21 protein-coding genes and 1 pseudogene are annotated in these 20,704 nt (G+C 34.4%); 5 read left to right on the top strand and 17 right to left on the bottom strand.

The window, feature by feature from the left end; translation table 11 throughout:
- Nucleotides 1-220: 220 nt before the first annotated feature.
- From HCJ45_RS04795 to HCJ45_RS04780, 4 genes and pseudogenes are all read right to left on the bottom strand, one after another.
- A pseudogene (locus HCJ45_RS04795) lies at nucleotides 221-322 on the bottom strand (helix-turn-helix domain-containing protein); the annotation flags it as partial.
- A gap of 220 nt (nucleotides 323-542) precedes the next feature.
- Nucleotides 543-947 carry a hypothetical protein gene (locus HCJ45_RS04790; RefSeq protein WP_187124195.1) on the bottom strand — a complete coding sequence of 135 codons (405 nt, stop codon included), beginning with the start codon at nucleotides 945-947 and terminating at the stop codon, nucleotides 543-545.
- Nucleotides 948-975: 28 nt separating this feature from the next.
- Nucleotides 976-1,299: a hypothetical protein gene (locus HCJ45_RS04785; protein WP_187124194.1), complete on the bottom strand. Its 324-nt coding sequence runs from the start codon at nucleotides 1,297-1,299 to the stop codon at nucleotides 976-978.
- 434 nt (nucleotides 1,300-1,733) lie between these two features.
- Complete coding sequence (locus HCJ45_RS04780; RefSeq protein ID WP_187124193.1) at nucleotides 1,734-2,150, bottom strand: hypothetical protein; 417 nt, start codon at nucleotides 2,148-2,150, stop codon at nucleotides 1,734-1,736.
- 117 nt (nucleotides 2,151-2,267) lie between these two features.
- On the opposite strand from HCJ45_RS04780, the gene HCJ45_RS04775 reads away from it, so the two are divergent.
- Nucleotides 2,268-2,831, top strand: a complete 564-nt coding sequence (locus HCJ45_RS04775; protein ID WP_185344892.1) for a DUF420 domain-containing protein — start codon at nucleotides 2,268-2,270, stop codon at nucleotides 2,829-2,831.
- A 49-nt stretch (nucleotides 2,832-2,880) separates the two neighbouring features.
- On the opposite strand, the gene HCJ45_RS04770 is transcribed toward HCJ45_RS04775, so the two are convergent.
- Both HCJ45_RS04770 and HCJ45_RS04765 read right to left on the bottom strand, forming a co-directional pair.
- Entirely contained in the window at nucleotides 2,881-3,588 is a 708-nt protein-coding gene (locus HCJ45_RS04770) for a metallophosphoesterase (protein ID WP_187124192.1), read from the bottom strand.
- A 73-nt stretch (nucleotides 3,589-3,661) separates the two neighbouring features.
- The gene (locus tag HCJ45_RS04765; protein ID WP_187124191.1) at nucleotides 3,662-3,871 is read right to left on the bottom strand and encodes an Lmo0654 family protein; all 210 of its coding nucleotides are present in this window, start codon (nucleotides 3,869-3,871) and stop codon (nucleotides 3,662-3,664) included.
- 185 nt (nucleotides 3,872-4,056) lie between these two features.
- Here HCJ45_RS04765 and HCJ45_RS04760 point away from each other — a divergent pair, with 185 nt between their 5' ends.
- On the top strand, nucleotides 4,057-4,947 hold the full coding sequence (locus HCJ45_RS04760; protein WP_187124209.1) for a DUF975 family protein: 891 nt from the start codon (nucleotides 4,057-4,059) through the stop codon (nucleotides 4,945-4,947).
- Nucleotides 4,934-5,473 (top strand): GNAT family N-acetyltransferase, encoded by a 540-nt coding sequence (locus HCJ45_RS04755; RefSeq protein WP_187124210.1) that lies wholly within the window; start codon nucleotides 4,934-4,936, stop codon nucleotides 5,471-5,473. Before HCJ45_RS04760 ends, HCJ45_RS04755 begins: the two co-directional genes overlap by 14 nt.
- A gap of 19 nt (nucleotides 5,474-5,492) precedes the next feature.
- Here the strand turns inward: HCJ45_RS04755 and HCJ45_RS04750 are convergent, their stop codons facing one another.
- The 4 genes from HCJ45_RS04750 to HCJ45_RS04735 are packed head-to-tail and all read right to left on the bottom strand — an operon-like array spanning nucleotide 5,493 to nucleotide 10,518.
- Nucleotides 5,493-6,143: a GntR family transcriptional regulator gene (locus HCJ45_RS04750; protein WP_187124190.1), complete on the bottom strand. Its 651-nt coding sequence runs from the start codon at nucleotides 6,141-6,143 to the stop codon at nucleotides 5,493-5,495.
- A 44-nt stretch (nucleotides 6,144-6,187) separates the two neighbouring features.
- Entirely contained in the window at nucleotides 6,188-8,878 is a 2,691-nt protein-coding gene (locus HCJ45_RS04745; protein WP_187124189.1) for a YhgE/Pip domain-containing protein, read from the bottom strand.
- Nucleotides 8,879-8,902: 24 nt separating this feature from the next.
- On the bottom strand, nucleotides 8,903-9,544 hold the full coding sequence (locus HCJ45_RS04740) for a GntR family transcriptional regulator (protein WP_187124188.1): 642 nt from the start codon (nucleotides 9,542-9,544) through the stop codon (nucleotides 8,903-8,905).
- 23 nt (nucleotides 9,545-9,567) lie between these two features.
- Nucleotides 9,568-10,518: a magnesium transporter CorA family protein gene (locus tag HCJ45_RS04735; RefSeq protein ID WP_185397510.1), complete on the bottom strand. Its 951-nt coding sequence runs from the start codon at nucleotides 10,516-10,518 to the stop codon at nucleotides 9,568-9,570.
- 86 nt (nucleotides 10,519-10,604) lie between these two features.
- Here HCJ45_RS04735 and HCJ45_RS04730 point away from each other — a divergent pair, with 86 nt between their 5' ends.
- Nucleotides 10,605-10,889: a hypothetical protein gene (locus HCJ45_RS04730; protein ID WP_187124187.1), complete on the top strand. Its 285-nt coding sequence runs from the start codon at nucleotides 10,605-10,607 to the stop codon at nucleotides 10,887-10,889.
- An 81-nt stretch (nucleotides 10,890-10,970) separates the two neighbouring features.
- Here the strand turns inward: HCJ45_RS04730 and HCJ45_RS04725 are convergent, their stop codons facing one another.
- Entirely contained in the window at nucleotides 10,971-11,810 is an 840-nt protein-coding gene (locus HCJ45_RS04725) for a VOC family protein (RefSeq protein ID WP_187124186.1), read from the bottom strand.
- Nucleotides 11,811-11,897: 87 nt separating this feature from the next.
- A complete protein-coding gene (gene bcaP, locus HCJ45_RS04720) occupies nucleotides 11,898-13,289 on the bottom strand; it encodes a branched-chain amino acid transporter BcaP (protein WP_187124185.1) in 1,392 nt (463 codons plus the stop codon).
- A 234-nt stretch (nucleotides 13,290-13,523) separates the two neighbouring features.
- Here bcaP and HCJ45_RS04715 point away from each other — a divergent pair, with 234 nt between their 5' ends.
- A complete protein-coding gene (locus HCJ45_RS04715; protein WP_187124184.1) occupies nucleotides 13,524-15,344 on the top strand; it encodes a sulfatase-like hydrolase/transferase in 1,821 nt (606 codons plus the stop codon).
- Between the two features lie 44 nt (nucleotides 15,345-15,388).
- Here HCJ45_RS04715 and HCJ45_RS04710 read toward each other — a convergent pair whose 3' ends face one another.
- The 5 genes from HCJ45_RS04710 to HCJ45_RS04690 all read right to left on the bottom strand — a co-directional run bounded on the left by HCJ45_RS04710 (nucleotide 15,389) and on the right by HCJ45_RS04690 (nucleotide 20,670).
- Complete coding sequence (locus HCJ45_RS04710) at nucleotides 15,389-16,039, bottom strand: transaldolase family protein (RefSeq protein ID WP_187124183.1); 651 nt, start codon at nucleotides 16,037-16,039, stop codon at nucleotides 15,389-15,391.
- 147 nt (nucleotides 16,040-16,186) lie between these two features.
- On the bottom strand, nucleotides 16,187-16,915 hold the full coding sequence (locus HCJ45_RS04705) for a DUF2238 domain-containing protein (protein ID WP_187124182.1): 729 nt from the start codon (nucleotides 16,913-16,915) through the stop codon (nucleotides 16,187-16,189).
- Nucleotides 16,916-17,023: 108 nt separating this feature from the next.
- A complete protein-coding gene (locus HCJ45_RS04700; protein WP_187124181.1) occupies nucleotides 17,024-18,892 on the bottom strand; it encodes a heavy metal translocating P-type ATPase in 1,869 nt (622 codons plus the stop codon).
- A 263-nt stretch (nucleotides 18,893-19,155) separates the two neighbouring features.
- Nucleotides 19,156-20,073 (bottom strand): aldo/keto reductase, encoded by a 918-nt coding sequence (locus HCJ45_RS04695; protein ID WP_185380547.1) that lies wholly within the window; start codon nucleotides 20,071-20,073, stop codon nucleotides 19,156-19,158.
- Nucleotides 20,074-20,136: 63 nt separating this feature from the next.
- Nucleotides 20,137-20,670 (bottom strand): DUF3267 domain-containing protein, encoded by a 534-nt coding sequence (locus HCJ45_RS04690; RefSeq protein WP_187124180.1) that lies wholly within the window; start codon nucleotides 20,668-20,670, stop codon nucleotides 20,137-20,139.
- Between the last annotated feature and the right edge of the window lie 34 nt (nucleotides 20,671-20,704).

Here is a 20,704-nt window from a genome sequence, read left to right as displayed (position 1 = left end):
ATCCTCTCTTCTTTTATTAGGAGTCCATTCTCCTGTTCTTATTATATCATTCACAAATGGAAACACTAGGAAAAACACGGAGCAAGAAAACTAAATATGTTATGGAATTTTCTTATCATCCACACACTAATAATCGGTGCTACTTCTTGTCAACCATATAGCCAGTATTAACCGTGTCGTAAAGGATATTATCTTAATCTCTTATGTCCCTTTCTCTATTTCATTCGTAAAAACATTTTAAATCGCACATTAAAATTTCGCTTAAAATAACTGCATTTTGGTGTGAAAGTTTTACTGTTCCTTTTTCTATGTTACTATAACCGCCAAGTGTACTTGTCAAGAACCCTATAATTTTATGATACGATAGGGGGCATTTAGTCCATCAAAAACTTAAAAATATTTTTTGCTTTAAGCTTTAAACTAAAGAACAAGCCTATTTAACAACTTGTTCTTTCATTCACTTCAAAAATTAATTTATCAATTTCATGATATGATGCCTTTTTATTTAATTTAAATTAATTCTTCTTTTCAAAATCTAGATACTATATATACATTGGGGAAATATGCCCATCCACTTCTAATAAATCTTTTCGAAAGAAATCAAATAAAATATATCTATCTTCATTATTAAACAATATTTTATCTGCCAGAATATAATATTCTTCGTTACCTAAATAAACTTTTAAAAATTGGCATTTACCAATTTTCATTAACCCATCTTCTGTAAAAAACAATTTGCATGCTTCCTTATTTTCTTCTTTTGTCTGATCACCAATTAATAAAAATTTACACTCGTACTTTGAGCCAATTTTCATAAACATAAAGTTATTGTCATCACTATAACCTATTGAGTTATCAAAACATTCTTCCTCTTTTTCAGTAACAACATTCCTTAAATAAATATCTCTATCCATTATTCGTTCATCAATAGCAGTTACTTCAAACATAATCATTCACTTCTCTTTCTATATAAATTTAAATTGGATATACAGAAACAATAAATCCATTCTTTCCATACGCAATCAGATATTTTTTACCATTTACTAAGTAAGTCGCATTCAATCCTCTTGAAGATTCTACAATACTGATTGGCTTATTCTTTAGCATATCATAGATAAATTCTGAAATATTATTAATACCTCTTTTAGAAAAATCGTTTGCATGACGAACTTCAATATGATTCAGTCCAGCTTTATTATTTCCATATTCTAACCATAATAAATCTTTTTCAGTATTCTTTGTCACCATAACCACATCATCTGGATTATACTTTGCACCACTTTTTGAAAGCTCATCCAATAAACCTTCTTTTAACAGCTTATCAGTTCCACTAGCTTTCTTAATCTTTTCTAAAACAGCCTTTCTTTTTTTAGATATTCTTTCAAATTGGAGGCTTCTCTTGCTTTTTGGCTCGCTTCGATATTTTGACGGATTCTACGGGACATTTCGCTGAGTTGGTCTGGTAGATGCAACTTATTGGTTTTGGTTTTTAGCTTGCCTGCTTTCTTTATTTGTGGGTCTTTAGTAGCTTTGGGCGCGTTTCCTTTTTCTGTTAAAATAGCTTTATTTCTGATTGCCGTTTTGTTAGGAGCCGTTTGTGAGCATTTTGTGAACCATTTTACGTAAAAAGGGAAACAATTGTCCCCTCATTGTTTGTTTTTAGGAGTGATTCATTTTTAAATAGCTGCACTTAACTTTTATAAATGATAAGCTGGCTATTATGGCTGGCTTTTTCACCCTATCATCCGAAAATCATTCTTGTTCCCTGTCATATCCGGCATTAACTCAAACAACATTTTACTATTATCTGGTTTATTTCCCACGATTACTTGCATAAAATAATCATGTACCATAAAAGTGTAGCCGTGTTCCTTCGATGTAATCGCATAACCTTCCAAATCATTTTCGGAAACAAATAACCATTTCCATCCATATTTTTCTCGCGCAGCCTCACCGTATAAAGAACCCAACATATAACCTTGCTCTTCTGCTAACTCAGGATCTGGCGAGGTATTTTTCAAGTAATCTACAATTTTCTGAACACGCTCTTCTGGAGTACCGTCCGTTTGGAGCATAATTTCGCCCTCTTCTTTCAAACGAATGATTTCCGATTCTTCTGCTTTCGTTAATTCTCGCGCAATTATTGCCATTAGAAACACCCTTTCCCCATCATTATACCTTAAAAAGTTCAATTTTTCGCATCCGATATGTTCGTCATGTATAATGAATGTGTACAGCAATTTTTTATTTAGGGGGCTATTTTTTTCATGGAACAAAATAAAGAAAAACTTACAAAACCGACATCAGAAAAAAACTATTTTTGGCCGATAATGATTATTTCTTTTATTGCGGTTGTGGTGATTTTACTACTCTTCTTTTCACCGATTGGCTATCAGGGAGCCGTGCATTTTGATATTACGATTTTCCCAAGAATGAATGCCATCTTTAATAGTTTTACCTTTGTATTTTTAATTATTGCACTTTGGGCGATTATAAAAAAGAAAAATATTAATATGCATCGTGGGTTTATTCTTGCAGCATTTACATCCACATTGCTCTTCTTAGTATCTTACTTAACGTTCCATTACTTATCCGCCGAAACATCTACTTTTGGTGGAACTGGCATTATCCGTCCGATTTACTTCTTTATCTTAATTACACATAGTTTCTTAGCTGCTATTGTTGTTCCACTCGCGCTATTCGCACTTGTTTGGGGCTGGACAATGCAAGTCACTAAACATAAAAAAATTGTTCGTTGGACGATGCCAATTTGGTTATATGTGAGTTTAACCGGAGTTTTAGTCTATCTTTTCATGGCACCATATTATTAAAAAAATAAGCGTTCAAATGCTTCTCAAAAGAAAGAAGCATTTTGAACGCTTATTTTTTCACAGTAAAACTTTTGGTGATGACTTTTTCTTCTACAACAACTCCATGAAGTTCGCCGCCAAAAACAGCCCCACCATCGATATCAAGCCTTGTTTTATCGCTAGAAACCCAGATACCTGCGCTTCCATCTTTATGTAAATTTTGTACTGGGGTATGTCCAAAAATAAATACTTGCCCCGTCTTATTTTCTCCAAATAAAAATGGTTCTCGAATCCAGTAAAAATCTCGTTGTTCTGTATCATGCCAATCTTCTTTAGAAAAATCTACGCCTGCATGGACAAAAACATACTTCCCTTCTTCATAATAAAGAGGTAAGTTTTGGATAAATTCAATGAGCTCCGAAGACTCCAATTTAATTCTTTCCGCTAGTCCTTCTGGTGTTGTTTTTTTATCAAGCGAATCAGAAATAAGGGATTGAATTGTTTCCATACCACCTTGACTCAAATAGTAGTGCATTTTCTCAGAGGGATTTTCTAACCAATCCAGTAACATTTGTTCATGATTGCCTTTTAAAACAATCGCTTCTGAATTATCCACTAGCTCTTTTACTCGCCGAAGAACTGCTGCTGGATTTTCGCCGCGATCAATTAAATCTCCAACAAACAAGAGTCGTTCACGCTGCTCATCCCAGTTCTCTAAAAGCTCATCTAATAATGTAATTTCTCCGTGTACATCCCCTACTGCAAAAATTGGCTTCATATTCATTCCTCCAAATTCACATAAAAAGAAATATCCTTTCGCTAATTCTTATTAGCAAAAGGACGCTATTTCCCTATTTGGTACTACCTTCTACTTTTTTAATTTTTTTCTCCACTTCCGAAATTTCGTGACGTAATGCACTTAATCTTACTTCTGCAGCATTAATCGGTCCATTTTGGAGTTGTGGGTCTTCAAAATCTTTTGTTTCACTAAGTACTTCTTGATATTCTCGTCGTAAATCAATTAACCGATCTTCTAGTTCTCTTAAGTTCTCTTTGGCCATTTCGCCACCTCCAAATTAATCATACCATCTAACCTTTTCCCCAAAAAGAAGCAACTTACACCTATTTTAATAAAAAAAATGAAACACTTCAAAATACTGTATTACTCCTAAGAAGTATGCTATTTTAGTAATAGGTATTTTTGCTATTATACTTAAAATAAATTTAAAAAGGAGTTTTCATTATGATGACTATTTCACAAGTAAAACAGACAGCTAAAGAGTCGCTTCGTGGCAACTGGGGAATTGCCATTGGAATATTTGTCCTTGCTTGGTTGCTTGAAACTATTGCGAGTGGCATATTAGGTTGGATTCCATTTATTGGTTGGATTGCGTTAATTTTACTTACAGGACCTTTATACGTTGGGGTTTCTTGGGTATACCTAGCAATTAGTAGGAAGGAACTACCTGATGTTGCCTACATGTTTAGTGGTTTTAAAGAATTTGGGCGTACTTTCTTGGCTTACTTGCTAATCTGTATCTTTACATTTTTATGGAGTTTACTTTTAATTGTACCAGGTATTATTAAAGCTTATTCCTATTCACAAACATTCTTTATTTTACGAGATAATCCAAATATCTCCGCTTTAGATGCAATCACAGAAAGCCGCCATATGATGAATGGACATAAAGGTAGACTATTTGGGCTTTCTCTTACCTTTTTACTTTGGTATTTAATTCCAATTGCGGTTGGGATTGTTGGCGGTATTATTATTGCTGGCGGTATGGCTTCTATCTCTTATAATACAACTGATCCTACTGAAATTATTAATGCACTTGCTGCCGGAGCTACATTTGGTGGTCTCGTACTTATCTTAGCTTCTTGGGTAATCTCTTTAGGAATTTCGCTATATGTGTATCCATATTTTATCACTTCTGTAGCTGTATTTTATGATGATTTATATGCAGCAAACGAAGCAACTTACACAGACGAAACCGTGATTGTGGAAGAAGAAGTGGTGGATCCATTCGCAAAATCCGAAGAAGATCCATTTGCTGACGATACTCATCCAGAAGGTTTTGGACCTGAAACAACCAAAGAACCCGAAGCTCCAAAAGATGAAAATGAACCAAAATAACATTTCTGCTGGCGGACTGGATTTTCTAGTCCGCTTTGCTTTGCCAAATGATCGCTTAAAAATAAATGAATTGATGTTAAATACTGCTCGCTGGCTAAAAGAATCGGGTTCTAGCCAGTGGAATGATATTTTAGAAGGCCATGATGTCCATCATATAGAAGAGCGCATTGAACTTGGTGAAGTAGCTCTTTTTGAAACATATGAAGGTTTACTTGCTGGTGTCATGATTATTCGCCAAACACCTAGCGATTGGGATTCAGAATTATGGGGAGAATTAGCTGATGAAACTGCTTTTTATCTGCATCGCATCATGGTTTCCCGAGAGTTTAGTGGTATTTCTTTGAGTAAGCAAATGATTAATTGGTCCGAAAAGCTTGCTATATCGAGTCATATTTCGTTAGTTCGTTTGGATTGTATTGAAACAAATGAGAGACTTAATCAAATGTATCGCAGCTATAATTTTCAATTTATAGGAAAACAAAATGGATTTAATTTATACCAAAAAAACTTCCACTTATCTAACTAATAGATAGGTGGAAGTTTTTTTATCGGTATGCTTGAATTATTAACTCAGCAAACATGGCTTTGATTGTTTTTCTTGCTGTTTCTAAATCTTCCTTTACGAGTTGTTCGTATATTTCACTGCTTTTTTTATTTGTCCATTCACGTATCTCGACTGATTTAAAAATATGAATTCCATCAGAAAAAGAGATAATTTGAAAGAAAATTTGTTTTGCGATAGTGATTTGATATGGATTATCAGCAAAACTAATTAAACCAAGAATAAAACGATGATGTGCATCAAAATAATTTTCTAAATCCGTTAAATAGGAATAGCGTTCCATCTCTTGAAGACGTTCATTGAGCTTTTCCAAATCCATAATCAAGCCAAAATGCGCCACCTTCACAATAGCTGCATCTACTAAAATACTAATCGTTTCCATTAATTGTACATATCGTTTAGAGTCAATTAAAACATCATTTAAGACTGCGCCGCTATTTTCATGATAAGTAACAATCCCTTGAGCAGCAAGTGTTGCAATCGTTTTTCGAAACGGAGAGCGACTTACACCAAATTCAGCAGCCAGCTTTTCTTCTGCCAAATGTTGATTAGGAGTCAATTCTCCATTTTTAATTTTTATTAAAAGTCGGTCATAAACCATCTTTTCGAGTGTTTTATATTTGTTTGCTACCATTTGTAGGCCCCCTCGTTGCTCGTAATTATATCATAAAACTATTTTTAATGAATTAACTTGCTTTGTTTTGCCTTTTTGGATAGTTTTGGAATAATTTTATCGAGTGGTTTTTTCAGCAATACACCAAATCCGATGAATAAAATGGCAAAACCGCTAAGAACAGCCATATCTATCCAAACAGTTGGCATATAAAGCCCACCCACACTTTCTCGAATTAAACTTACCGCATAAGTAAATGGTAAATAAGGATAAATCGCTTGGAAAAATGGTGGTGAAACTTGAATCGGAAAGTTCCCGCCTGCTCCCGATATTTGTAAAACTAAGAGAATAATCGCAATTCCTTTTCCGACATTATTGAATAACGACACTAACGTATACACAATCGTCATAAAGACAACACTAATGAACATGCTAAAGAGTACATGTAGCAATGGTTCAGCAATAGAAACATCAAGTAAGAAAATATTACCTAGCGTAACGATTAAAGCTTGCATAAGTCCAATTGATAGGAAAGTAAGCAATCGACCAAAATAACGATGATAATGACTAAATATTCCTGCTGGTACTTCTACATCAACTCGAAGCAAGGAGATAAGTAGCAAAGCTCCAACCCATAAACAAAGTGCAGTATAAAAAGGAGAGCTCGCCGAACCATAATTAGGAATTGGATAGTAACTAGTTTCCTTTAAATTAACAGGATTCGCTATGAAAGAACTATCCTTATCCGCATCATTTCGGAGCATTTTAATAATATTTTGCAAATCATAATTTTTATCAAAATCGGTTATCTTATTTGCAGCTTTGTTAATCGCGGTTTCAAATTCTGGTAATTCTTCACGGGATAAATTAGCTGCAATCGTAATCGCTTTTTCAAATTCCGGCATTTTTTCTTGAATAAGATTGGAAGCTTGGTCGATTTCTTTTTCCAATCCTGGCAAATCATTTCGAATAAAATCAGCCGCTTTTTTAATATTTGCTTTTACATTTGGATAATCATTTTGATAAAAAGTAGCTGCTTCGTTAATACCTGCAATTATTGTATTAAGTTTAGTATCAATCACTTCCGTTGTTTCATCTAACGTTTTTTGAATTTCTGGTATGCGTGACTGGAATTCTTTTAAATAAGTTTGACCAGTTTGAAGTGTTTTTTTAGAGTCTTGTAATACCTGGCTAATTTCTGGAATTTTCGCTTGTAGGTTTTGAAGCAATTTTTGACTATCTGCTAAGTCACCTTGAATTTGATTGAGACCGGTTTTAACTTTTGGAACAATTTCTGCATCATAGCTATTTAAAATTTGTTGCAATTTCTCGCTAATAGTTTTCGCTTGTGTATTCAGTGTGTTCAATAGTTCCTTAGATGGTTGTTCGCCATTTTCGAGCTGTGTGCGAACTTTTGTAATCGTTTCTTTTTGTGTAGTTAAATCGGAGTTAATGGTTTTAAGGTTTGTAATCAAATCAGTAAATGGTTTGTTCGGCAAAGTTTCATTTAAACTTTCTAATGTTGCTGTTTGTTGGGTAATCATTTGTTGTAATGAATCTATATCTTGTTCCATTTTATTTAACTCTGTCATTGCTTGATCTGTACTAATAGAGCCATTTTTGATTGCTTCCGTTATTTGATAAACATTATCTGCCATTTGCTTCATTAAAGTTAGATTTTGCTTTATTGCAGGCGCTAAAGTATCAAATGAATGATTGATTTCATTAGCAAAATCGGATACTTTATTCACGTATCCATTACTATTTTGAGCAATATTTTGGACAGTAGGTATAGCTTCCATTGCTCCGTTAATTACATCAAGTGCTTTTCCTGACTCATCTACCGCATCGTTCACTGATTTTTTAATTGTTCCAAAGTTTTCATCTACCTCTTTTACGGAGGATGCGATTTGTTTTATTTCCGGGATTTTCTGCTGAAGAACTAAAATATCCGCTCCGAGTTGATCGATTTTCGGCAATTGTTGCTCGACTAATAATACATTTTCAGTTGCTTGATTAAGTTCTGGAATTTTTTTATTTAACTCTACAACCTGATTCGCTTTGGCTTTTAATTCTGGAAGTTTGGCTTCGATTTTGACTGCTTCTGCTCCCATTTTTTTTATTTCTGGCAAAGAATCTTGTACTTGAAATACTTTTGTTTTTAAATGTCGAATTGTCGGCAACTCATTTTCGAGGTCAATTCCGGCTTGATTAAACTCTTCTAAAACAGCTTTACTAACAGTTCCAACAAATTCTGAACTAATTTGGTTTACAATGGTCGTCGCTCCACTTTCTGTCATTTTTGGTGCGATGGCATTAATTTTTTCATTAACAGAGTAATCAATTGTCGGCTTTTTAACATTATCACTTACAACTGAGACCATATCTGCAGAAAAATCTTTTGGAATATGTATTGCTGCATAGTACTTCCCGCTTTTTACACCTTTTTCTGCTTCCTTTTCACTTACAAAGGTCCAACCTAATTTATCATTTTTTTCAAGTGTTTCTTTCAGTTGATTTCCGACATTAATTTGTTCTGGCTTTTGACCTGGGACATCTACTTCTGCCCCCTCGTCATCAATTGAAACTGCTACCTTTATTCCAGAAGTATTAGAATAAGGATCCCACAGTGCTTCAATATTAAACCATGCATATAATGACGGTAAAATAATCAATGCTATTACTAATAACAATGCTAAAGGCGCTTTAAATAAGCGGCGCCAGTCTAAAATAAAAATTTCATATACTTTCCGCATCAAAAGCCCCCCTATTTATAAAATCTATCTAAAAGTACGAATAATATATAAATTCATTAGTTTATTCACTACTTCTTTTGCTTTTTCGTGCTCTTTTGCCACCATAAAATTGGACAATTGATCAATGCACTCTAGCGTCTCTTCTTCTAAAAGGACAGGAATCATCTTAATATCTTTTTGCGCTTTATTAAAAAAATCGCGTTTCATTTTTCGAACCATATCTTCTGCATAAATATTTGCTAATTGTGACACAAATTGGAGTAACCATTTGCTGAGTAATGTTAAATACATATCACCATCATCTTCTTTACCAATTTGTCTCATTTCATTTAGTATTGCGTCGCCTTTTTCCGGTTTATAGGTCAAGTTTTTATTTTTACATTTTTCGATTGTTTGAATGATAAGAATTTCTCCCATTTCTAGTAATTCAATAAATCGACCAGCGCTCATGCTACTTTCAATTACAATCGCACCACGATTAAGCTCATACTCTATCAACTCTTCTGAAACCAAAATAGCAATTGCTTTTCTAACAGGTGTCCGACTAATAGATAGTTCTTTTGCAATACCTGCTTCTGAAATATGTTGTCCGACATGTAGCTTCCCACTGAGAATTTTTTCTTTGATAGTATAATATGCAAGTCTTTCATATGTTTGTTTTTCCATAGTTGTTCCCCCGTTTTCTATGTTTAAAAGTATTTTCTTCGCCAAAAAATTACTGTTACTCCCGTCGTAATAAATAACGTAAATAGTAAAATCAATGCAAAAGCATGTTCATTATTCATAAAAGGTAATTTAATATTCATCCCGTAAATGCTTGCCACAATGGTAGGTAGCGATAAAATAATCGTAAAAGAAGTTAAAAATTTCATAACTATATTTAGATTATTAGAAATCACCGAGGAAAACACATCTGACATTCCGCTAATAATTTGAGTATATGTATCTGTCATTGCAATTGCTTGTTTATTTTCGATAATGACATCTCTTAGTAAATCATGATTCTCCTCTTGTTGCATAAAATGTTCTACATCTTCCATTTTATCTAGGATTGCTTTATTGGATTGCAGTGCTGTTGCAAAAAAAACCAAACTTTTTTGAACGGCCATAAATGCATATAACTGTTCGTTTTTCATTGATTTTTTAATCTGTAGTTCTAAATTATTTGTTTGTTTAATGATTTGATTTAAATATTTGAGGTAATAATAGGATACAGCATATAATAATTTTAACAAAAATTGCTTATGGTTGGTTGTATCATAAAGCTCCAACTTCATTGAACGGATATCCTGCAAAATTGGTAAGTCTCGTAAGGAAATGGTGACAAGATGATTTGTTGTTAAAACAATACCAATTGGGAGTGTTTCATACATTGCATAGCCCAACTCATCCTCCGATTCATAAGGGCAATCCACAATTACTAATGAATGTCTTATATCTTGTTCGGCTCGTTTTAATTCTATTCTAGAGCGCTCTTCTGAATCAAGTGCATCTAATATGTATGGCTTCGGAACGTCCATTTCTTTACTTAAACGCCCAATCTCATCTTCGGACGGATTTGTTACTTTAATCCAGCAACCTTCTTCTATAGCGGAAAGTTGTTCCATTTTTTCATTCGTTGTTTTAAAAAATTCAATCATCTATAAGTCTCCTCTCTTTACAATATATTTCATTTATGTTACATTATTATTAATAATAATTCATTTGTGACAAAGGAGCGATAAAAATGGAATTTATGTCGATGATAATAACGGGACTTGCTTTAGCTGCAATTGTGTCTGGTCTTTCTTTTGTAGTAAGTAAACTTAGTGGTTTATCTTGGTTTTGGATAGCATTTTGTGCAAACAGCGGTTTCTTTATAACTTTTATTGCTGTACAAAGCGCATTTCCGGACAATGCCGCTATAGCTCTTTCTTACTTAAATCTTGGGATTGGCATCTTCCTAATTCTCCAAACAATTTTCCAGTCAAGCAACTGGCTTCTTAAAAAAACGATGCAACGAAGACATTAAAAATAATAACTAACTGTACCTTTCCCTTATTATCGCATCAAAAAACTGTTTAAGCGCACATTTCGCTTAAACAGTTTTTTTTTATTTAAAATGAATCATAATCCCATTTGAATCTATAACAGAGATAGTATGTTCAAAACGGCTTACTTGATACCCTTGCGCTTCTAATTGCTTGGTAATGGCTTCTTTATTTGATGTTACTATCGTAAACCAAGCAAGCCCAACTTCTTGGTTTCGCAAACTTTGTATATTTTGACCAGCCCACATATTAGTTCCAATATGATGATGATAATCCCCTGCCGCAAAAAAACGAGCTGATGGAATGGCTGTTGTTAAGTTCATTCCAAGTGCACTGCGATAAAAATTTTCCGCCTCATCAACATTAGCAACTTGTAAATGTACATGACCAATTTTAGTACCCGCTGGCATCCCAGTAAATCTTTTTTCAGAAACTATCTGTAGTAAACCATCGACATCTACTTCCTCCGTTACCATTGGCAAATTACCTTGTGCATCACGCATCCAATCCTGCTTATTTCGATCAGCATAAATTTCAATGCCATTCCCTTCAATATCATGTAAATAGAGCGCCTCACTAAAAGCATGATCGCCAGCCCCATCAATTGGATAGCCCGAATTAATTAAATGTGCCAATACATTTGCCAAGCTTTCTCTAGTTGGTAAAAGAAATGCTGTGTGATATAAACCAATCCGAGGAACTTCTGGAACTACCGCATTCTCTATTTTGCGTAAAACAAGTAGTGCCTCATTTGTTCCACTTACGCCAAGCCGAACTACTTGTTCATTCTGTTCAAGCACTTTTAAACCAATAACTTCCTGATAAAAACCCGTCATCTCCTCTAAATGACCTACATTCAATACTACTTCACCAAGCCGCATCATCTCATTTATTTTCTCCATATAAAACGCTCCTTTTATTGTAATATCTCCATTACAACACAAGAAACATTCCTTTTCCAATAAAACGACTTACGAAAAGTAAGTAAGTTACTTTCCTGATAATTCACTATGTTTTCTACCATAACTAAAATAGACAACTAAGCCAATAACAAACCAGATACTACAAAGAATCCAAGTATGCACGGATAAACGACTAATTAAAAATGCACATAGTAAGAAGGATACAATTGGTAATACAGGATAAAACGGTACTTTAAACCCACTTTGCTGAATTGATTTATTTTTACGTAAGAAGATAATTCCAATTGATACCATCATAAAAGCAAGCAATGTTCCGATATTTACGAGTTCTGCTAATTTATCAAGCGGCACTAATCCGCTAATAATCGCTACAATTACTGCGAATATCCAGGTATTTTTAACTGGAGTTTGATGTTTTTCATTAATTTCAGCTAATACTTTTGGGAGTAAACCGTCACGTCCCATTGCATAGATTAATCTTGTTGCTCCGTAACTCATCACCAAAATTACTGTAATCATACCAACAACTGCTCCAAGCGAGACTATTCCCGCCACCCAATCTTGATGAATTACTTGTAAAGCATAGGCTACTGGATCGGTTACATTTAATTCTGTATAAGGAACTATTCCTGTTAAAACCGCAGATACAGCAATATATAAAATGGTACAAATTAGTAAGGAACCAATAATTCCAATTGGCATCGTTCGTTGCGGATTTTTCACTTCCTCGGCAGCTGACGATACGGCATCAAAACCTAAATAGGCAAAAAATACTAATGCCGCTCCATTCATTACACCGCTCATTCCAAACGGCATAAATGGCTGCCAATTATCTGGCTTAACATAAAATACACCTACAACTAAAAATAATAAAATTACGCCAACTTTAATTGCCACCATAATTGTATTAACTCGGGTTGACTCTTTTATGCCTAATGTTAGTAAAAAACCAATAACCATTACAATAATAATTGCAGGTAAATTAATAAATGTTCCTGCTGCTGGATTAAATGGACCTGAAACTATTTTTGGAATTGAAAGATGGAATCCTGAAAGTAGTGCGTTTAAATAAGAGGACCAACCACTTGCAACAGAAGCTACAGCAAGTCCATATTCTAGTATTAGCGCCCACCCCAGTAACCAGCCAATCAATTCACCAAAAACTACATAGCCATACGTATAAGCACTACCAGCAACAGGTACACTAGATGCAAATTCCGAATAACACATTGCAGCAATCGCACAAACAATTGCAGCAATGATAAATGAAAAGATAATGGCAGGGCCCGCACTTTTTGCAGCTACTGTCCCTGGTAAAATAAATATACCTGTCCCAACAATCGCTCCAACTCCGAGCAATGTTAAATCAAATGGTCCAAGTGTTTGCTTTAAATGTTTACTATCACTTTTATTATGCAGTAAATCATTTAAGGGTTTTTTTCTAAATAAGTAATTCATAATTTCTCCTACCTTTTTACAGTCTTTCCACATAGTATACTTTTACGCTTTAAAGGTCAATAGATTTGTGAAGAAAGATACAAAAAATAAAGATTCTGTAATAAAATAGAACCTAATACCTAAATATATCTAAATACTCTTTCATGATTTGCACTGTGCGCTTGCATAAGCTAAAATTAGAAAGAATGGATTTGTGCGTATTTACCACAAAGCATGCTAGAAAGAGGAATTCATGTGATTTTATTTTATTTTTTATTAATTGTTGGTAAGTTTACCTTTGCCTATTTTCAAATTTTTAAAGACCCAAATTTTTTGGCACTCGGGATAGACTTACTTTTCATTGTAGTACTTCTTGGTCTGATACATTTATTTGCTCCGATTCGTTCGCACATTTATTGGTATGCAGGAATGTCATTATTTGTCGGGATTTTAATGCTCGTTTGCGTTTTATATGCTCGTTTTTATAATGAAATCCCAACTTATCATAGTTTCTCCCTTATTGGTGAAGTTGGCGTAGTAAAAACAAGCGCTACAAGCCTTTTAAGCGGAACAGACTGGTTGTATATTCTTGATATTGTCTTACTTCCAATAATCCTTTATTTAAGTATTAAAAAAGGCCATACCTTCCCTTCATTCCGAATAACTAGCCGTGTATATGGCGTATCATTTATTAGTATTTTACTGATTCTTAGTGGGTTTACTTATTATATGATGCAACAAAATATCATTAGCGACTCCAAACGAGCTAAACGAATGGGGATTTTTACTTTTAATATTAGTACTGCTCTTACTGGTTCTGATCATGTAAAAGCAGCTGATATTACAGCACAAAATGTTCGCGATATTAAAGGTGTTAAACTAGTAGAAAACCCCGATTATTTCGGTGTAGCCAAAGATAAAAATCTCATTATCGTCCAACTAGAATCTCTTCAACGTAATTTAACAAATATCGAAATCAATGGCCAATCCATCACACCAACATTAGACAGCTTAGAAAAGGAAACCATGTATTCCAATAAATTTTTCCAAACAGTTTCAAAATCAAATACAGCAGATGCTGAATGGTCTGTTTATACATCCACATTCCCAAGCGGATATTACACTAATACACAAACATACGGCGACAGAATAATACCATCAATGCCTCGTTTGTTAGGCAAAAATGATTATGCAACGGAAACATTCCATACAAATGATGCTAGTTTCTACAATCGTGATGAATTTTATCCAGCTGTAGGTTTTGATAAATTTTACGATAGAAAATTCTTTGGGGATGAAGACGTTATTGGCTTTTCGCCAAGTGATGAAGTGCTTTATAATAAAGCCTTTCCTATTTTAGAAAAGCAGTATAAAGACAACCAAAAATTTTATGCCCAATTAGTAAGTGTAAGTAGTCATATGCCATTTGAAATTCCGGAAGACAAGCAGGAAATTGATTTACCTAGCGATTTAAAAGATACGGAGCTTGGTAATTATTTTGAAGCGGTGCATTATGCAGACAAACAACTTGGTGCTTTTATTCAGAAATTGAAAGATAGTGGCATTTGGGACGATTCAGTTGTTGTTTTTTATGGAGATCATCATATTATCAAAACCGATCAACTTCCTGAAGAGCAAAAAAAATACGTTAATCGTTCCACTGAGCTAAAAGCCGATCCAGCTGATGATTACCGTATTCCTTTCTTTCTACATTATCCTGGAATGGAAAATCCCGGAGAAATCAAGACTGTTGGTGGTGAGGTAGACATTATGCCAACTGTGATGAATTTACTAGGCATTAATACTGGTAACCAAATTATGTTTGGTGATGATATTTTAAACACCCCTAATAATTATGTTCCTGAACGTTACACAATGCCAGAAGGAAGTTACTTTACAGACTCATATATGTACAAACCGGATGAAAGCTTTGAAACTGGTGCAGCAACTAATTACGATGGAACTAACATAGAATTATCCACTGAAGTAAAGAAAAAATTTGATGCTAGTCGGAAACTCTTGCAGTACTCAGATAGTTATGTAAACAATTTGCCATTACGTGATGAAGATAAATAACTAAAAAAGGAAGTATCCATAAAAACACGGATACTTCCTTTTTATTATTTAGGTAAGGCGTCGTTATGCTCGTTAAATTTCTTAATGCTTTCAAGAGCAAGTGGTTTATTCATCATTTGTAAGAACAAATCATAACCAATTGTTACCGTATCCGCTCCACTTGCCAGGGCTTGCATAATTTGCCGACTATTTTTAAAACTTGCTCCCATTATTTTCACTGTTTGCAAGTTTTGTAAATCTAAAATATAACGCAATTCTTCTATTGTTTTGGCTGCATCTAACCCACTTACCTCCATACGATTGTAGTAAGGCGCTAGATAATCAGCCCCTGCAAGTGCTGCAACATATCCTTGCTCTGATGAAAAAATCGCAGTTGCTAGAATAATAGCTTGTGGAAACTGAGCGCGAACTTTCATAATCACTTTAATGCCGGCTTCATGAGCGGGTATTTTTAAACCAATTTTAGTTCCTTCAGCTGGATCCATTTTTTGAATCCGTAAAACATCTTCCCAAATTTCTTCTTCTGTTAATCCCGCTGCTTGGACGAATACTATTTTTGCGGGAATTTGCGCAATATGTATTGTTCTTAGCTGTTTTTCTTTTAGCAAAATAGTTGGATTGGTGGTGACACCTTCAAAAAACGAAAATTGAAGCGCTTTCTTTATTTCCTCTAAATTTCCTGTGTCTAAAAACATTTCCTCACTCCTTTAAAATTTGCCTCTTAATATCAGTTTAGAAAAGTTTTAAGTAGCCGTCAACCGTTTCCCAGTCCCAAAGTTGTTAGCAATTTTGTGCATCTAATTATAAAAAAAGATTCGCTCATAAGAACGAATCAAATTTCATTATTTATTTTTCGGTGCTTTTTTCCAATTTTTTCGTTTAAATTCAAAATGTTCCATCCATGGTCGACCTTTTTTTAAAGCGAAATAGCCGATAATCACAATGATAAGTGCCCCAACAATATCGACAATAATATCGCTCATTGTGTCTTGAAGGACGGCTCTTCCAGTCAGCGGTGTTCCATTAGATAAATTATACCTTTGCATATTTAAATCCATTATGCCATCAAAGGTATACTCATACACTTCCCAAAATGCTCCCATTGTCACTGCAAAACAAAAAGCAAAAACTGCAATAAAACCCGGCTTTAACTTCATTACAACTTTACTATTGGAATTTAATAAACTCACAAATGAGAAACCAATGGCGCCGAGCATTGCACCACTAAATGTATGCAAAATTTTATCCCAGTGCGGCACATTTGAATAGAATTTTTGAACAGTTCCAAGATAAATCGAACCATATAGAAAAACGATAAATAAAATATAAACAAGTCCTGGTATTTCAAATTTAAAGCGTCGTGAAATAATAGATGGTAATAGTAAAATAAGAATTCCTAGCAATATTTCAAATAATAAAAACAGATAGTCTCCTCGTAAAGTTACGCTCGGCCCAGTTGCTGGTTGCTTAATTGGCGCCGTAAAAACTTCATATGTAGTAAAAATAACCGAAACTCCCATTGATGCAAAAACAAAAAGTGCTATCCATTGTGTCCAATTAATTCTCTTCATGCTCTCATCTCCAATCTATCTTGTAATACCCTGTTTTAATCAAAAAGAAACTGCTTATCTATCTTAGACTAGGAATAGATAAGCAGTCAACTATTGATTGTTGTTTAATTAACCTTTAAGCAGACGTAATCCATTTAAAATTACTAAAATAGTACTTCCTTCATGTCCAATAACTCCAAACGGCAAATTAATTAATTGGAAAACATTCGCTGTAATTAACATTAAGATAACTGCAATCGCAAAACAAATATTTTGCCAGGTAATTCTGTATAGCTTTTCCGAGAGTGTATAGGCGTATGGAATTTTTTCTAAGTCGTTTTTCATTAAAACAACATCCGCCGTTTCCATTGCTATATCTGTCCCCTCTCCCATTGCAATCCCAACTGCTGCATGGGCTAGAGCAGGAGCATCATTAATGCCATCCCCTACCATTGCTACACTGCCATACTCCTCTGATAACCCTTTTAACACATCTACCTTTGTTTCCGGCAAACAACCAGAAATTACTTTATCCATTCCAAGTTCAGCTTGAATTGCTGCACCTGTTTGTTCATTGTCCCCTGTTACCATAATTGTTTTAATCCCTTTAGCTTGAAGCGCCTTAATTGTACGAACTGCTTCAGGACGGCAAGTATCTTTCAGCGCAAACATCGCTACCACGTCTGCTTCACATGCCACATAAACAACCGTTTTCCCCTCATTTGCTAATGCTTCAAATGCCGTTTTTGAAAATTTTTCTGATGGTATCTTTCCAATAAAATCAGCTTTTCCAATTTTCCAGTTTTTTCCTTGATACATTGCTGTTACGCCCCATCCAGGAACATCTGTTATTTCAATAGTTGTGATTTTTTCAGTGGTTTCTGATTCTAAAGCATAACTAAGAGCCGCTGCTAATGGATGTAAAGATTGGCGTTCCATTGCCGTAACTACATTAATAATCTGTTGTTGGTCTACTTTTTCTGCAAATATACGATCTGTAAGTTGTGGTGTTCCATTTGTAAGTGTCCCAGTTTTATCAAAGGCAACAGCTTTAATTCCTCGTAGATTTTCCAAATGCACGCCACCTTTAAATAAAATTCCATGTCTTGCACCATTAGATATTGCCGCTAATGTTGCTGGTGTTACAGATGCTACTAACGCACAGGGAGAAGCTACTGTTAATAAGACCATCGCACGATAAAAAGTTTCCATCCATGACCAACCGAGCGCATAATGAGGTAAAAATAGCATAATCAACACAAATAGTAATACTGCTTTTACATACGTATCTTCAAAACGTTCAATAAAGCGAGCAGTTTTGGAAGGTTCACTTTGTGCGGTTTCTACTAAACGAATTATTTTACTAAAAATTGTATTATCAAACGTTTGTGTCACTTTTATAGAAATTGTACTACTTACATTAACCGTTCCACCAAATACCTCTGCTCCTTCTGATTTTGCTGCTGGAACAGATTCTCCATTAATTGCCGCTTCATTTAAAGTGGTAGAACCTCGAATAATTTGCCCATCTATTGGTACACTTTCACCAGGGCGGACGAGCACCATATCTTCTAAATGTAAATCTTTTGCTGCCACTTCCTCTAAATCACCATTTGAAAGTATTCGAAAAGCACGTTCTGGTTGAAAAGCCATTAATTTCGTGATTTCACGTTTACTTTTGTTCGTCGTATAAGTTTCTAAAGCACCACTAATGGAAAAAATAAAAATAAGGATAGCTCCTTCTAACCAGTAACCAATAATTGAAGCGCCAATAGCTGCTAAAACCATCAATAGTTCCACATTTAATTTTTTTGTTTTAAGTGTCGCCTTAATACCTTCTTTGGCTTGTTCAAAACCACCAATAATAAAGGAACTCAGAAAAATTACCGCTGTCCAAAAGTCGCCAAGTTCCGAACCAAACATCCATCCCAGCAAAATCAATATTCCACTAATACCAGTTGTCACAAATTGCCAATTTCGCTTCATCCAATTTCTCATTAAACTCACCCTCTCTAAATGATAATCATTATTAACACCCTAAAAAACACAAAAATCTGCTTTCGCAACTGCGAAAAACAGATTAAACAATAATTATTATAATTTAAAAATATATAAAAGTTCTATTACACTTAATATTATAGCACTTGCTAAAGATACTTTCAACGTAATTGATAATATATTTATCTAATTGATAATGAATTTCACTATCATTCCATTTCATAAAAAAACACTTGGGCAAAGCGCCCAAGTGTCATTTTCAATTATGGTAGTTGATTTCCTGCCGCACGATAAATTTCGTACCATTCCTCACGACTAAGTGTTATATCAGAAGCTTTGGCAATATCTGTAATGCGTCCCGGATTCATAGTTCCTACAACTGTTTGGAATTTCGCTGGATGACGTTGAATCCAAGCAACCGCAATTGCTGAGTTTGTTACACCTTTTTCTGCTGCAATTTTATCAATAACACGGTTTAATTCAGGGAATTTATCATTATCTAAAAATACCCCTTCAAAAAAGCCATATTGGAATGGAGACCAAGCTTGGATTGTCATGTTGTTCAAACGGCTATATTCCAAGATACCGCCATCACGATCAATCGATGGGTTAATGGTCATATTTACATTCAACCCGCTATCAATCATTCCCGTATGCATAATGCTAAATTGTAGTTGGTTCGCAATTAAATCTTGTTCCACATATTTTTTTAGCAATTCAATTTGTCCTGGATTTTGATTACTTACACCAAAATGCCGAACTTTACCACTTTTTTCTAATTCTGTAAAAGCTGCAGCTACTTCCTCTGGCTCAAAAAGTGTATCTGGGCGATGAAGTAGTAATGTATCTAAGTAATCTGTTTTCAGGCGCTTTAAGCTACCTTCCACAGAGGAAATGATGTGCTCTTTAGAAAAATCAAAGAATCCTTGACGAATACCACATTTTGATTGAAGAATCATTTTTTCACGAACTGTCGCATTCATATCAATCGCATTTGCAAAAACTTCTTCTGATTTACCGCCACCATAAATATCTGCGTGATCAAAAAAATCAATTCCATTTTCAAGTGCTGTATTAATCACCTTATTCGCGTCCGTTTTGCTCAAATCAGCCATTCGCATACAACCTAGCGCAACTTCAGAAGCTGTTAAAGCACTATTACCAATTGTTATTCGTTTCAAATTAAGCACCTCTTCCTAAAAGTATATCCTTATTTTACCACTTTGTTGAAATCGTTACCAAACTTAACCTTCCGAATAAAAATTAATCCCTTTTTCAGTATCTTCTACAACTATTCCAGCTGGTTTGTTGAGTAGTAAAATACAATAGTAGAAATCACCAACACATCCTGATGTATGTAGCGCAAATATTAAATACACAACTGCTTCGTTCACACCAAGAAAACGAAGGAGCAAAAACAAACCTGTAAGCACCACAAATGGAGCAATCGAAATAATAAAGAATTGTGGTTTCGTATAAAATGAACCTGGACTTGTCGCATATGCCATTCCCTTTTTAAAGCCGAATTTCACTTTTCCTGATGGTTGAAACGCTTTAAAGAAAATCCCGTGTACTGCTTCATGGATGATGAGTGATACAAAATAACCTAAAAAAAGCCAAATAATACCCTCAAATCCATTCGAAATCACATAACCACCTGAAAAAACAATTCCCAAAACAGTTAACACAAGTACAATAATAATCGCAGCAATATTCATATTTATAATTAACTTTTTATTTTCAAGCAAATTTACTTCCTCTTCTAATTTTCTTTCCAAGTATACTCCTCCTTTTTATAAAAACACTGGTATT

Origin of the sequence: Listeria immobilis, from assembly GCF_014322845.1 — a bacterium.
Taxonomy (GTDB): domain Bacteria; phylum Bacillota; class Bacilli; order Lactobacillales; family Listeriaceae; genus Listeria; species Listeria immobilis.
This window is presented reverse-complemented; position numbering and strand designations above follow the sequence as displayed.

What these genes read in the sequence shown, in the direction of transcription:
- HCJ45_RS04750 (WP_187124190.1), bottom strand. Translation starts at nt 6,143, where the DNA reads ATGGTAGCAAACAAATATAAAACACTCGAAAAGATGGTTTATGACCGA.
- HCJ45_RS04765 (WP_187124191.1), bottom strand. Translation starts at nt 3,871, where the DNA reads ATGGCCAAAGAGAACTTAAGAGAACTAGAAGATCGGTTAATTGATTTA.
- HCJ45_RS04745 (WP_187124189.1), bottom strand. Translation starts at nt 8,878, where the DNA reads ATGCGGAAAGTATATGAAATTTTTATTTTAGACTGGCGCCGCTTATTT.
- HCJ45_RS04755 (WP_187124210.1), top strand. Translation starts at nt 4,934, where the DNA reads ATGAACCAAAATAACATTTCTGCTGGCGGACTGGATTTTCTAGTCCGC.
- bcaP (WP_187124185.1), bottom strand. Translation starts at nt 13,289, where the DNA reads ATGAATTACTTATTTAGAAAAAAACCCTTAAATGATTTACTGCATAAT.
- HCJ45_RS04700 (WP_187124181.1), bottom strand. Translation starts at nt 18,892, where the DNA reads ATGAGAAATTGGATGAAGCGAAATTGGCAATTTGTGACAACTGGTATT.
- HCJ45_RS04710 (WP_187124183.1), bottom strand. Translation starts at nt 16,039, where the DNA reads ATGTTTTTAGACACAGGAAATTTAGAGGAAATAAAGAAAGCGCTTCAA.
- HCJ45_RS04730 (WP_187124187.1), top strand. Translation starts at nt 10,605, where the DNA reads ATGGAATTTATGTCGATGATAATAACGGGACTTGCTTTAGCTGCAATT.
- HCJ45_RS04770 (WP_187124192.1), bottom strand. Translation starts at nt 3,588, where the DNA reads ATGAAGCCAATTTTTGCAGTAGGGGATGTACACGGAGAAATTACATTA.
- HCJ45_RS04790 (WP_187124195.1), bottom strand. Translation starts at nt 947, where the DNA reads ATGTTTGAAGTAACTGCTATTGATGAACGAATAATGGATAGAGATATT.
- HCJ45_RS04735 (WP_185397510.1), bottom strand. Translation starts at nt 10,518, where the DNA reads ATGATTGAATTTTTTAAAACAACGAATGAAAAAATGGAACAACTTTCC.
- HCJ45_RS04725 (WP_187124186.1), bottom strand. Translation starts at nt 11,810, where the DNA reads ATGGAGAAAATAAATGAGATGATGCGGCTTGGTGAAGTAGTATTGAAT.
- HCJ45_RS04760 (WP_187124209.1), top strand. Translation starts at nt 4,057, where the DNA reads ATGACTATTTCACAAGTAAAACAGACAGCTAAAGAGTCGCTTCGTGGC.
- HCJ45_RS04705 (WP_187124182.1), bottom strand. Translation starts at nt 16,915, where the DNA reads ATGAAGAGAATTAATTGGACACAATGGATAGCACTTTTTGTTTTTGCA.
- HCJ45_RS04740 (WP_187124188.1), bottom strand. Translation starts at nt 9,544, where the DNA reads ATGGAAAAACAAACATATGAAAGACTTGCATATTATACTATCAAAGAA.
- HCJ45_RS04775 (WP_185344892.1), top strand. Translation starts at nt 2,268, where the DNA reads ATGGAACAAAATAAAGAAAAACTTACAAAACCGACATCAGAAAAAAAC.
- HCJ45_RS04780 (WP_187124193.1), bottom strand. Translation starts at nt 2,150, where the DNA reads ATGGCAATAATTGCGCGAGAATTAACGAAAGCAGAAGAATCGGAAATC.